Consider the following 12,016-nt stretch of genomic DNA (forward strand, 5'->3'; position numbering starts at 1 on the left):
CGCGGGAACCCATGGGGGGAGTGGTTCGCGGGGCCGGCGGCGGTGTTGAGGTACTACCGGCCGATGGGGTGAGCGTGGGAGCGGCGTGCTCACCCCCACGCTCGGTCACGTCCGTTACGGCAGCGCGTGCACGTGCGGCCCCACCGCGTTCGACCACGCGTTGCCCGCCGTCGCGTCCCAGTTGGTGGACCAGGTCATCGCGCCGCGCAGGTCGGGATACGTCCTGGACGGCTTGAAGGAGCCGCAGTTCGTGCCCTTGGTCAGGCAGTCCAGCGCGTTGTTCACGATCGTCGGGGACACGTACCCGCTGCCCGCGCCCCTCGTCGAGGCCGGGAGGCCCAGGCCCACCTGGGACGGGGCGAGGCCGCCCTCCAGCTGGATGCAGGCGAGGGCGGTCAGGAAGTCGACCGAGCCCTGTGAGTACACCTTGCCGTCGCAGCCGAGCATCGAACCGCTGTTGTAGTACTGCATGTTGACGACGGTGAGGATGTCCTTCACGTTCAGCGCGGTCTGGAAGTAAGCGTTCGACGTCGACTGCATGTCGATCGTCTGCGGGGCCATCGTGATGACGAGGGACGAGCCCGCCTTTGCGGAAAGCGACCGCAGCGCCTGGGTCATGTACGTCGCGTTGAGGCCGTTCTCCAGGTCGATGTCCACGCCGTCGAAGCCGTACGTCTGCATCAGCGAGTACACCGAGTTCGCGAAGTTCGTCGCCGACGCCGAGTCGTTCACGGAAACCGTGCCCCGCTCACCGCCCACCGAGACGATGACCTTCTTCCCGGCCGCCTTCTTCGCCGCGATGTCCGCCTTGAACTGGTCGACGGTGTAACCGCCGAGCCCCGCCGAGTCGAGGGTGAAGGTCACCGCGCCCGGAGTCGTGGTCGCGTCCGCGAAGGCCACCGCGATGATGTCGTACTGGGACTGGACGTCGGAGAGCTTCTGGACGGCGGCCCCGTTGTTGAAGTTCTGCCAGTAGCCGGTGACGGCGTGCTTGGGCAGTGCCGGACCGGTCGGGGTCGCCGTCGTCGTCCCCGTGACCGCCGCCGACTTCGGGGACTCGCCCGCGGAGTTGGTCGCGGTGACCTGGAAGGAGTACGACGTGGACGCCGCGAGCCCGGTCACGGTCGCCGACGTGCCGGTCACCGCCGTCACCTTCGTACCACCGCGGTAGACGTTGTACCCGGTCGCGCCGGACACCGTGTTCCAGGACAGGGACACCGACGAGGACGACGTACCGGAGACCGCGAGGCCGCCCGGCGCCCCCGGGATCGTCGGTGCCGGGTCGGTGCCACCGCCGCCGTCGGGGCCGTACACCGAGACGTCGTCCGCGTAGTACGCGGCCTGTCCGTACCAGCCGTGCGTGTAGACCGTCACCGAGGTCGTCGAGGCCCCGGTGGTGAAGGTCGTCGACAGCTGCTTCCAGGACGAGGAGTCGGGCGTCCACGTCGACACGTCCGTCGTACCGGTGCCGGTCACCCCGAGGTAGGAGTACCCGCCCTGCACCCACGCGCTCAGCGAGTACGTCGACCCGGGCTTCACCGCCACCGTCTGCGTGCACTTCGCGTTGTCCTGCCCGGCCGGCGTCGCCTTCAGCGCGGCCGCGCCGCCGTGCACCGGCGAGGAGACGGTCGCCCCGCTGCCCGCCGTACAGGTCCAGTTCGTCAGGCCGGACTCGAAGCCGGCGTTCTTGGCGTTGTTGACATCCGCGGCGGAGGCCTGGCCTGTGCCGGACACACCGAGGGCGAGGGCTGCGAGAACCGCTGCCGACCAGAAGCGAGCAGAGCGTCGTCTGAGTATGGCCATGACAAGCAGGCTGGTCCAGACCAATCGTGTCCGTCAATAGGTCCAGACCATCTTTGCGGCTTTCACGGGTTCTCCACGGGGCATCGGCGTATGCAATCCGCCCTGATTTGGGGAACCTTGCGCAAAAACAGTTGCCATCAGCTGAAGAAACGCTGTTCTCCGGTCACATGGGCGTGGCTAGAGTGCTGACGTAGTCACGCAGTGAAGTCGACTGGGTGTGCCGGAGTAACGCCGGTCGGGCCGGCGGGGCATGGGAACGGGGAGCTGCGCGTGCCAACTGCCATTGCCGTGACCGGTGCCGACATGGCGCTGCCGCCGCAGGACGAGCGGACCGTGCCCGCGACCGTCCTGGCGGACCTCGACAAGGAACCGCTGGAGCGCTCGCTGGCGGTCCTCCAGTCGCTCGTCGACCAGCACGGCCATGTGATCGTCGTCTGCTCCAAGGCGATACCCAAGGCGGTCGAGCGACGCCTGCACACCGTACGGTCCCTCCTGGAGAGCGACCGCATCGCCCTGTTCCGCCCCGATCTGCCACCTCTCGGACTGGCCGTCCTGGCCCGCCAGTTGAGGCAGCTCGCCTCCTGCGACCTCAGCCCCGGCGTGCTCGCCTCCGCGGGCCGGCTGCTCACCCACTACATCCATGCCGGGGCGGTCCTCGGCTCCGTCACCAAACTCGACCGCGTTCCCGTGGACCTCAAGGCGCATGCCAAGTCATGGGTGCCGGGAAGTCAGTTCGGTGTGATCGCCCACCCCGAACCGCAACTGGTCCGCATCGGCCCCGAAGCCGCCCTGAAGGGCCCCGAGTTCGCCACCGCCATGCTGGTCGCCAAGGGACAGCTCCAGTCCGACTGGGTCACCGGCACCCTCGCCCCGTCCTGGAACGCGCAGGGCCTGCGCGAGGCTCCGCTGCCCGCCGAGTCGCCGTCGTGGTGGGGCACCCCGAAAGTGATCGAGTTCTGCTCGTTCCTGCCCGATCTCTCGGTCCTGTACCAACTGGTCGCCTCGGTCCGCCAGGGCGCCTGCCACTGGTGCGGCATCGATGTGATCGGCGACCGCTGTGTGTTCTGTTCCGCCACGTCACCGCTCACCGAGAACCAGCAGAACCAACTCACCGCCGGGTGAGCCCTGTCGACCGATATCCCCCAATGAGGTTGTCCGGTTCATGAACTCCCGTCAGCGCCGCGGCGTCATACTCCTGATCCTGTCGGCCGTCTGCGCCCTCGCGGCCTTCGCCGGCGTCCTGTCCGTCATCAACGACGCAGAGTCCAAGGTCGGCCCCGAGGTCGCCGCCTACCGGCTCAAGACGAACGTGGAGCCCTACAAACCGCTGAGCGCGGCCCAGTTCGAGAAGATCGAGATGCCCGAGCGGTGGCTGTCCGACAACGCGGTCCGCGATCTGCGCGAGATCGACGGCAAGATCGCGGTCACCGCCCTCAAGAAGGGCTCCCTGCTGCAGAGCGACATGATCGTGGCACAGCCGGCTCTGCAGCCCGGGCAGCAAGAGGTCGCCATCATGATCGACGCGGCGACCGGTGTGGCCGGCAAGATCACGCCGAACTCCACCGTCAACGTGTACGCCACCTTCGAGGGTGAGCGGGAGGGTGCTCCCGACCAGTCCAAGATCATCGTAACCAACGCCAAGGTCCTCGACGTAGGCGACCTCACCCCGCTCCAGCCCGACGCCGACGACCGCACCCGCGAGGCCACCGAGGCCGTCCCCATCACCTTCGCGCTCTCCGCCATCGACGCCCAGCGCATCACGTACGCCGAGTCCTTCGCCAAGCGCGTCCGGCTCGCACTGGTCGCGCCGGGCGAGACCGGCACCGTCCCCGAGCAGGACCGCACGTACGAACTCGCGAAGGACAAGTGAGAGCCGTATGCCCACGAGGATCCTGCCGGCGGTAGGCGACGCGGACGCGGTCCGCTCCATCACCACCCTGCTCAGCCAGCTCCCGGACGCCGAACCGGTGGCCCCGGTCGTCGACTCCACCCAGCTCGTCGACACCCTCGCGCGCCTGGCCGCCGAGTCCTTCGACGAACTGCCCGAGGTCGTGGTCGTCCACGAACGCATCGGCCCGGTCCCGGCGTTGGAGCTGATCCGCGAGGTCGCCCTGCGCTTCCCCGCGGTCGGCGTCATCCTCGTCACCTCCGACGCCAGCCCCGGCCTCTTCCAGGCCGCCATGGACTACGGGGCACGCGGACTGGTGGCGCTGCCCGTGAGCTACGAGGAACTCGCCAGCCGCGTCCAGGCGGTCGCCCAGTGGTCGGTGGGCGTACGGCGTCATCTGGGCGGCACCGTCGACGTGTTCACCGGCGTCGGCGGCACGGTCGTCACGGTCAGCGGCGCGAAAGGCGGAGTGGGCACGACCCTCACCTCCATCCAACTCGCCCTCGCCGCCCAGGCGTCCGGCCGCAGCACCGCCCTGGTCGACCTCGACCTCCAGACCGGGGACATCGCCTCCTTCCTGGACGTCCAGTTCCGCCGCTCGGTGGCCGACCTCGCCACCATCACCGACATCTCGCCCCGCGTGCTGGCCGACGCCGTCTTCCGCCACGACACCGGGCTCGCCCTGCTGCTCGCCCCCGGCGAGGGCGAACGCGGCGAGGAGGTCACCGACCGGGCCGTCCGCCAGATCGTCAGCGCCCTGCGCTCGCGCTACGAGGTCGTCGTCATCGACTGCGGCGCCCAGATCGGCGGCGCCGGCGCGGCGGCCGTCGAGATGACCGACACGGCCCTGCTCGTCACCACCCCCGACGTCATCGCGGTACGCGGCGCCAAACGGACCGTCCGCATGTGGGACCGGCTCCAGATCCGCAAGGCCGAGGAGACCACGGTGGTCGTCAACCGGCACACACGCGGCACCGAGATCCAGCCCTCGCTGGTCCGCAAGATCACCGGCACACCGGTCGCGGGGGTGGCGATCCCCGCCAACTTCAAGGAACTGCAATCGGTCGTGGACGCCGGACGCGTCCACGAGCTCGACCACAAGAGCGTCGTGAAGCAGGCGCTGTGGGCGCTCGCGGGGGAGCTGGGCCTGGTCAAGCCGGCCGAGGGAGCGCACAAGGGCGGCCGGTCCAGGGGCGACCGGGCCGCGGTGGGCTTCCGCCGACGCAGGGAGCTGGGGCCGTGAGGCGGCTCGGGGACATCAGAAGGCGGGACTCCGGTCAGGTCACCATCGAGTTCCTGGGCATGACCCCGCTGATCATCATCACGTTGGTGCTGCTGTGGCAGTTCGTGCTGGTGGGGTACACGTTCACGCTGGCGGGGAATGCTGCGGACGAGGCGGTACGGGCGGGGACGGCGGCGAGTCCGGGGGAGCGGCAGGGCGCGTGCGAGGCGGCAGGCCTGGAGAAGCTGCCGGACGCGTGGAACGGCACCGTGGAGTGCGGCACCGGCGGCGGCTATGTCACCGCCGACGTCGAACTCCAGGTCCCCGTCCTCTTCCCGGGCGCGATCGGGTTCCCGTTCACGGTCGAGGGCCACGCGGGAGCGGTGGAGGAGGAGACGGACTGAGATGTCGTACGACGGGAAAGTCCGCGACCGCCGACGTGCCGATCTCGGCCAGGTCGCCATCGAATACCTCGGGTTCATCCCGATCCTGATCCTCGTCGCCATGGCCGGCGTACAGATCGGGCTCATCGCCTACACGGCACAGCAGGCGGGTACGGCGGCCCGGGCGGGCGCGCGGGCGGCCTCGCTGGAGAAGAGCGCCCAGCAGGGCTGTACGACCGCGGTCAGCGACTGGCTGTCGGTCACCTGCTCCGCCGCGCAGGGCGGCGACGAGGTCACCGTCACCGCCACGGTCCAGATCCCCTCGATCGTCCCGGGCTGGGACTTCGACCCCGCGCAGAAGACCGCCACCATGCCGCTCGACCACTGAACGAGGTACCCCATGAGTCTCCGGGCCCGCATCAGCACCCCCGAGGAGAACGGCAGCCGGGGCGAGGACGGCCACCTGGTCGCCTCGTACCGCGCCAAGCTCCTGGAGGAGATCGACCTCGCGGAGATGAGCTCGCTGGCGGCCGCCGAGCGCAGGGCCCGTCTGGAGCGGGTGCTCGGGCACATCATCAGCCGCGAGGGCCCCGTGCTGTCGACGGTCGAGCGCTCGCAGCTGATCCGCAGGGTCGTGGACGAGGCGCTGGGCCTCGGCATCCTGGAGCCGCTCCTGGAGGACGCGTCCATCACCGAGATCATGGTGAACGGCCCGGACGCGATCTTCGTCGAACGCGGCGGCCGGGTCGAGCAGTTGCCGCTCCGCTTCCCCTCCCACGACCAGCTGATGCAGACCATCGAGCGGATCGTCTCGACGGTCAACCGGCGTGTGGACGAGTCGAACCCCATGGTCGACGCCCGCCTCCCGTCCGGCGAGCGCGTGAACGTCATCATCCCGCCCCTGTCGCTGACGGGCGCGACCCTGACGATCCGCCGCTTCCCGCGCTCCTTCACCCTCCAGGAGATGATCGGCCTCGGCTCGCTGGACGAGCACATGCTCTACCTCCTCGCGGGCCTGGTGCAGGCGAAGTTCAACATCATCGTGTCGGGCGCCACGGGCACCGGGAAGACGACCCTGCTCAACGCCCTGTCGGGGCTGATCCCGGAGCGCGAGCGCATCATCACCATCGAGGACTCCGCGGAACTCCAGCTCCAGCAGTCGCATGTGATCCGCCTGGAGTCCCGCCCGCCGAACGTCGAGGGCAAGGGCCAGATCACCATCCGCGACCTGGTCCGCAACTCGCTGCGGATGCGCCCGGACCGGATCGTCGTCGGTGAGGTCCGCGGCGGCGAGTCCCTGGACATGCTCCAGGCGATGTCGACGGGCCACGACGGTTCACTGGCGACCGTCCACGCGAACAGCACGGAGGACGCCCTGATGCGGCTGAAGACCCTGGCGTCCATGTCCGAGGTCGGCGTCCCCTTCGAGGCGCTGCACGACCAGATCAACAGCGCGCTCGACGTGATCATCCAGCTGACCCGGTTCCCCGACGGAGCCCGCCGCATCACGGAGATCGCCCTCCTCGACAGCTACGGCGCCGAGCCCTACCGCCTGGCGACGGCGGCCCGCTTCCACGCCCAGCCCATGGCGGCGGACGGCCGCGTCTACGGCACCTTCGAGTACTTCCCGCTCCCACGCCGTACCGCGGACCGCCTCTACATGGCGAGCCAGCCGATCCCCCAGGCCTTCGGCGTGGCCCAGTCCGCGCTCGAACTGACGACCCGAGAAGCCAGGTAGGTACCGCCCGATGGAACTCGACTCGCTGATCACGCTCACGACGGGCATCGCCCTGCTGACCTGCGTCCTCGCCGTCGTGGGCCTGCACGCGTACGCCATGGGCAAGGCCCAGCGCCAGGCCCTGGTCGACCGCCTCTCGGCCACGGGCCAGATATCGGCGGGCGGCCGTCGGCGCCGCTTCCCGACCCTGGACCGCCGGCTGCGCCGCACCAAGCTCGGCCGGAAACTGGAGCTGAGGCTGGCGGCGACCGGCCTGGACGTCACCCCGGGCGAGTTCTTCGTCTACATGATGGCCACGGTGGCCGGCCTGTTCCTGATCGGCCAGGCGGCCCTGGCCCCCTTCTTCGGCCCCCTCGCCGGTCTGCTCGGCATCTGGGTGGCCGTGCAGTTCCTGAACTGGCAGCGCCAGAAGCGCATCGAGAAGTTCATCAACCAACTCCCGGAACTCTCCCGGATCCTGGCCAACGCCACCCAGGCGGGCCTGGCCCTGCGCACCGCGATCGGCATGGCGGCGGAGGAACTGGAGGCACCGGCCGGTGAGGAACTGGGCAAGGTGGCCAACCAGCTGGCGCTGGGCGCCTCCCTGGACGACGCGCTGGGGGAGATGGCGGATCGGCTGCCGTCGCGCGAACTGGTCGTCCTGGTCACGACGTTGGTGCTCTCCAACCGGGCGGGCGGCCAAGTGGTGGGCGCGCTGCGCAACTTGACGGAGACGCTGGAGGAGCGCAAGGAGACGCGACGGGAGGTCCGTACGCAACTGGCACAGGTCAACATGACGTCGTACGCCGTCCCGGTCCTCGGAGTGGGCTCCCTCTTCCTGATGAACGGCGTGAAGGACGGCGCCCTGGACCGTATGACGGGCTCCCCGGCCGGTCAGGCGGCCGTGATCGTCGCCTTCGCGCTCTACGCGGTGGGGTTCGTCCTGATCCGCCGACTGTCCCGTATCGACGTCTGAGGGGGCGTACGCAGATGGCACTTCTTCTCGCCCTGCTGATGGGCCTCGGGGTCTGGGGGATCTTCGCCGGGATCCGTATGTACCGGGCGGACGCGAAACTCCCCGGCGACCTCGTCCTCGCCCTGGAGGTCGGCGCGACGCGCACCGGCGCGGTGGACTCGCTGATCGACCGGCTCGGGATGCGCTACGCACCCGCCGTGCTGCGCCTGATGGGCCCCAAGCAGGTGGCGAAGTACCGCCGCAGGATCGACCTGGCCGGCAACCCCGGCGGCCTGACCATCGACCGCTACGCGGCCCGCCGCGCGGTCTACGGCTTCCTGGGCGGCTTCGGCGGCCTGGTCTTCGTGATGCGCGGACAGTTCCTCGTGGCCCTGCTGCTGTTCGCCTTCGGGGCGTTCTGGACGGAGGTCGGCATCTGGTCGGCGATCCGGATCCGCAAGGACGTCATCGAGCGGACCCTGCCGGACTTCCTCGACGTCCTCGCGGTCGTGGTCAGCGCGGGCCTGGGCTTCCGGCAGGCGCTGGACCGGGTGGCGACGAAGTACGAGGGCCCCTGGGCCGACGAACTCCGCATCACCCTGCGCCAGATGGACCTCGGCATGAGCCGCCGCCAGGCCTTCCAGGAACTGCGCCGCCGCAACGACTCCGAACAGGTGGCCATGTTCGTCACCGCGCTCCAGCAGGGCGAGGAACTGGGCGCCCCGATCGTCGACACCCTCGTCGCCCTCGCCAAGGACATGCGCCGCACCGACGCCCAGAACGCCCGCCGCAAGGCCGCCCGCGCGGTCCCCAAGGCCACGATGATGATCACCACGTTCATGGTCCCGGCCACGATGATCCTCCTGGGCGCGGGCCTGCTGCTGGGCTCGGGGACGGACTTCGGCTCGATCACGGGTGACTAGGGGGCGGTGAGGAGGATGTCGATGACCGGGGAACGGCCTGTCGCCACGCACGAAGGGTGGGCCGCCGACGGTGGAGGCGCCCCACAGGGGCCACCCGCACCCGACGACGAAAGTAGTACGGGTGGCGCACCCGCACAGGCCGACGCACCCGCCATCCCCCTCCAGCTCCAGGTGAACGCCCTACAAGCCCTGGCCCGCCAAGTCTTCGGCTTCCGCCTGGCCATGATCGCCCTCGCCGCCCCCTCCGCCCTCCTCAACGCCAACCCGGGCCTGGGCGCCCGCCTCGTAGGCGCCGCAGTCGTCGTCACTTTCATGGGCTCCTACGTCCTCTTCAGGGACTGGGAACGCTTCGGCCCCCTCCTCCTGCGCCACCCCACCCTCCTCGCCGCGGACACCCTCTTCGGCTCCCTGCTCCTCATCTCCGCGGGCCCCGACACCACCCTCGCCTACGTCAGCGTCTGCACCCCCCTCCTCGCCGGCATCGTCTACGGCTGGCGAGGCGCCGCGATCTTCGCGAGCCTCCAGTCCCTGATCTTCCTGTTGGTCTACGCGACGACACAGAACCCGGCGACCACCGTCGCCGAACGCCTCCTCCTCCCCGGCCTCTGCGTCATCGCCGGCGCCGTCGGCTCGGCCCTGCGCAACCTCATGTTCCGCTTCGGCGCCGCCACCCAGGCCCTGACCGAGGTCCAGGCCCGCCTGGCCGTCACGGAGGCGATCGCCGAGGAACGGGCCCGCCTGGCACGGGAGATGCACGACTCGGTGGCCAAGACCCTCTACGGCGTGGCCCTAGCGGCGGACGGCCTGGCAGGCTCGGCCGACCGCATGAACCCCACGCTGGTCAAGGAACAGGCGGAGCTGGTGGCCCGCTCGGCCCGCCGGGCAGCGGCCGAATCCCGCGAACTCCTGGCGGACCTGCGCCGGGAGACGGACCCCGACCACGCCACCGACGTACTGACGGAACTGGCGGCCCGCACAAGGGACTTCGGCACCCGCACAAACCTCGCGGCCACCTACCACCCCACAGGCGGGAAGGAGGTGCCGACCATCCCGCCGGCCGTGGCCCGCCAACTCCTCACCATCGCCACGGAAGCACTGGAGAACGCCCACCGCCACGCGTCCCCGACCCGCGTGGACGTGAGCGCGGGAGTCCACGGCGGCCTCCTGTGCGTGAGCGTCTACGACGACGGCCGGGGCCTGCCCCCCGGCACCACCCTCGAACAACTCCGCAGGACAGGCCACTTCGGCCTGGTGGGCATGGTCGAACGAGCCGCCTCCGTCGGCGCCCGCATCCGCATCGGCCGCGGCACCCACCCCAAGGGCACGGAGGTCCGCCTGGAACTCCCGCTGGCAGCACACGTATGACGCCGCACGCCGCACAAGTCCCCCACGCCACGCGAGACGACGAGAGGAGGCCGCAGATGCCGGACCAGACGACTCCCCATCCCCACCCCGGCGCGAAGCAGCCACCGCCCCACGACCCGTTCGAAGACTTCCCGCCCCCCGCACCACCGACCGCCCTGCGGGTCGTGGTGGCGGACGACAACCCCGTCGTCCGAGCGGGCCTCACCGCCCTCCTCTCCGGCCGCGAGGACATCACGGTCGTCGCGGAGGCCGCGGACGGCCGCCAGGCCTACGAGGAGGCCTTGGCCCACCACCCCGACGTGATCCTCCTCGACGTCCGCATGCCCGGCGTCGACGGCCTCTCGGCCCTCCCGCACCTGGTCCGGATCGCCCCGGTGGTGATGCTCACCTACAGCAGGGAGTCGGAGATCGTCCACGAGGCCCTGCGCCGGGGCGCCGGCGGCTACCTCGTCCACGGCGAGTTCACCGCGGACCAACTGGTCGACGCCGTGCGGAACATCAAGAACGGCCGCGCCCACTTCACGCCGACAGCGGCGGACGCGCTGGTGGCCAGGCTGCGGCAGACCAAAGAAGACAGTGCGACTGCACACGATTACACCCGGCACCAACCCAAGCCCCCACTGATTTCTGCGAAACACCTTTCGCAACTGCAACCAGTTGTGGCACAGTCTGACAAGTCACGGTTCCAACTGAGCGCAAGGGAGGCGGAGATCATGGACCACATCGCGTCCGGCATGACCAACCAACAGATCGCCGCCACCTGCTTCATCAGCGAGAAGACCGTCAAGAACCACATCAACCGCATCTTCGCCAAACTCCACAGCACCAGCCGCGCCGAGGCGGCCGCGAAGTGGCTAGGGGTGACCTGAGATGAGGACTGGGGGGAAGGGAAAACGGAATTGGGCCCACAGTTGGGCCCAGGGACCCTCCGCGAAGCCATGCGCCACCTCATACGTTGCCCCCACCACGGACAACGGAGGGCAACGCCATGCGGAACTGGAACGACGAGGGACAGACCGCGGTCGAGTACCTGGGGATCATTGCGGTGGTTGTGGCGATCGTGTTGGCGATTACGGGGACGGATATCGGTCAACAGATCTACGACGCCATCGTGGAGAAGATCGACGAAGTCATCGGCTGATCAGGCGGTCCCCGTACGGCGACGCAGGGCAGGCCTTCCCCATCTACATCACGGTGGTGGCGGGCCTGCTCTTTCTTGCGTTCGCCTATCTTGCGGTCGGCCAGGCCGCGGCAAACCGGAACGGCGCCCAGACGGCAGCGGACGCGGCAGCGCTCGCGGCTGCCCAGGACACCCGGGACCAACTCGCGGGCAAGTGGGTGGAGGTCGTACTCGACCCGACGAAATGGCAGGACGTCTTCGACGGCAACGTGCCAGGTCTGACTCCCTCGTGCGGCCGGGCTTATGAGCTGGCGGCGCAGAACGACGCGCATGTAGAGGTTTGTCAGCTGACGGGACTCCTGGCGTACGACGTCGAAGTGGAGACGGACGAACCGGTGGGGGACTCCATCGTCCCCGGCACGGAGAACAAGTATGCGAGGGCGTCCGCCCGGGCAGTGATCGAACCTCTCTGCACGTTCGATCTCCCTGGCGCGGGTACCGGGGGCAACGTATTGCCCCAACTCACCTGCAAGGACAGGGACTGGGACTTGGACCCGGCCGATCTCACCGTCCTGCCGGAGCCCGAGGACCTCTTCGAAGTTCATCTGGCCGACTGACAAGCGAACGACAAGGGATGAAG

13 protein-coding genes are annotated in these 12,016 nt (G+C 69.5%); 12 read left to right on the plus strand and 1 reads right to left on the minus strand.

Annotation, left to right across the window (positions count from 1 at the left end; all coding sequences use genetic code 11):
• Nucleotides 1-114 precede the first annotated feature (114 nt).
• Entirely contained in the window at nucleotides 115-1,803 is a 1,689-nt protein-coding gene (locus tag ACFY0U_RS25710) for a chitinase (RefSeq protein ID WP_388639522.1), read from the minus strand.
• Between the two features lie 270 nt (nucleotides 1,804-2,073).
• Between ACFY0U_RS25710 and ACFY0U_RS25715 the strand changes: the two genes are divergently transcribed.
• From ACFY0U_RS25715 to ACFY0U_RS25770, 12 genes are all read left to right on the plus strand, one after another.
• Nucleotides 2,074-2,925 carry a hypothetical protein gene (locus ACFY0U_RS25715; RefSeq protein ID WP_388639523.1) on the plus strand — a complete coding sequence of 284 codons (852 nt, stop codon included), beginning with the start codon at nucleotides 2,074-2,076 and terminating at the stop codon, nucleotides 2,923-2,925.
• 40 nt (nucleotides 2,926-2,965) lie between these two features.
• Complete coding sequence (gene cpaB / locus ACFY0U_RS25720; protein WP_388639525.1) at nucleotides 2,966-3,673, plus strand: Flp pilus assembly protein CpaB; 708 nt, start codon at nucleotides 2,966-2,968, stop codon at nucleotides 3,671-3,673.
• Between the two features lie 7 nt (nucleotides 3,674-3,680).
• Nucleotides 3,681-4,934, plus strand: a complete 1,254-nt coding sequence (locus ACFY0U_RS25725; RefSeq protein WP_388639526.1) for a CpaE family protein — start codon at nucleotides 3,681-3,683, stop codon at nucleotides 4,932-4,934.
• 59 nt (nucleotides 4,935-4,993) lie between these two features.
• Complete coding sequence (locus ACFY0U_RS25730; RefSeq protein WP_388639642.1) at nucleotides 4,994-5,317, plus strand: pilus assembly protein; 324 nt, start codon at nucleotides 4,994-4,996, stop codon at nucleotides 5,315-5,317.
• Nucleotide 5,318: 1 nt separating this feature from the next.
• Nucleotides 5,319-5,684: a TadE/TadG family type IV pilus assembly protein gene (locus ACFY0U_RS25735; RefSeq protein ID WP_388639528.1), complete on the plus strand. Its 366-nt coding sequence runs from the start codon at nucleotides 5,319-5,321 to the stop codon at nucleotides 5,682-5,684.
• A 12-nt stretch (nucleotides 5,685-5,696) separates the two neighbouring features.
• Nucleotides 5,697-7,034, plus strand: a complete 1,338-nt coding sequence (locus tag ACFY0U_RS25740) for a CpaF family protein (protein WP_388639530.1) — start codon at nucleotides 5,697-5,699, stop codon at nucleotides 7,032-7,034.
• 10 nt (nucleotides 7,035-7,044) lie between these two features.
• Nucleotides 7,045-7,989 carry a type II secretion system F family protein gene (locus ACFY0U_RS25745; RefSeq protein ID WP_388639531.1) on the plus strand — a complete coding sequence of 315 codons (945 nt, stop codon included), beginning with the start codon at nucleotides 7,045-7,047 and terminating at the stop codon, nucleotides 7,987-7,989.
• 14 nt (nucleotides 7,990-8,003) lie between these two features.
• Nucleotides 8,004-8,891 (plus strand): DUF5936 domain-containing protein, encoded by an 888-nt coding sequence (locus ACFY0U_RS25750; protein WP_388639532.1) that lies wholly within the window; start codon nucleotides 8,004-8,006, stop codon nucleotides 8,889-8,891.
• A 21-nt stretch (nucleotides 8,892-8,912) separates the two neighbouring features.
• Entirely contained in the window at nucleotides 8,913-10,256 is a 1,344-nt protein-coding gene (locus tag ACFY0U_RS25755) for a sensor histidine kinase (protein WP_388639533.1), read from the plus strand.
• A 56-nt stretch (nucleotides 10,257-10,312) separates the two neighbouring features.
• Nucleotides 10,313-11,125, plus strand: a complete 813-nt coding sequence (locus ACFY0U_RS25760; protein WP_388639534.1) for a response regulator — start codon at nucleotides 10,313-10,315, stop codon at nucleotides 11,123-11,125.
• 119 nt (nucleotides 11,126-11,244) lie between these two features.
• A complete protein-coding gene (locus tag ACFY0U_RS25765) occupies nucleotides 11,245-11,397 on the plus strand; it encodes a hypothetical protein (protein ID WP_361480188.1) in 153 nt (50 codons plus the stop codon).
• Nucleotides 11,394-11,993, plus strand: coding sequence for a pilus assembly protein TadG-related protein (locus ACFY0U_RS25770; RefSeq protein ID WP_388639644.1), 600 nt, complete (start codon nucleotides 11,394-11,396; stop codon nucleotides 11,991-11,993). The genes ACFY0U_RS25765 and ACFY0U_RS25770 overlap by 4 nt, the downstream gene beginning before the upstream one ends.
• Nucleotides 11,994-12,016 lie beyond the last annotated feature (23 nt).

Source organism: Streptomyces sp. NPDC001536, from assembly GCF_042894505.1.
Classification (GTDB): domain Bacteria; phylum Actinomycetota; class Actinomycetes; order Streptomycetales; family Streptomycetaceae; genus Streptomyces.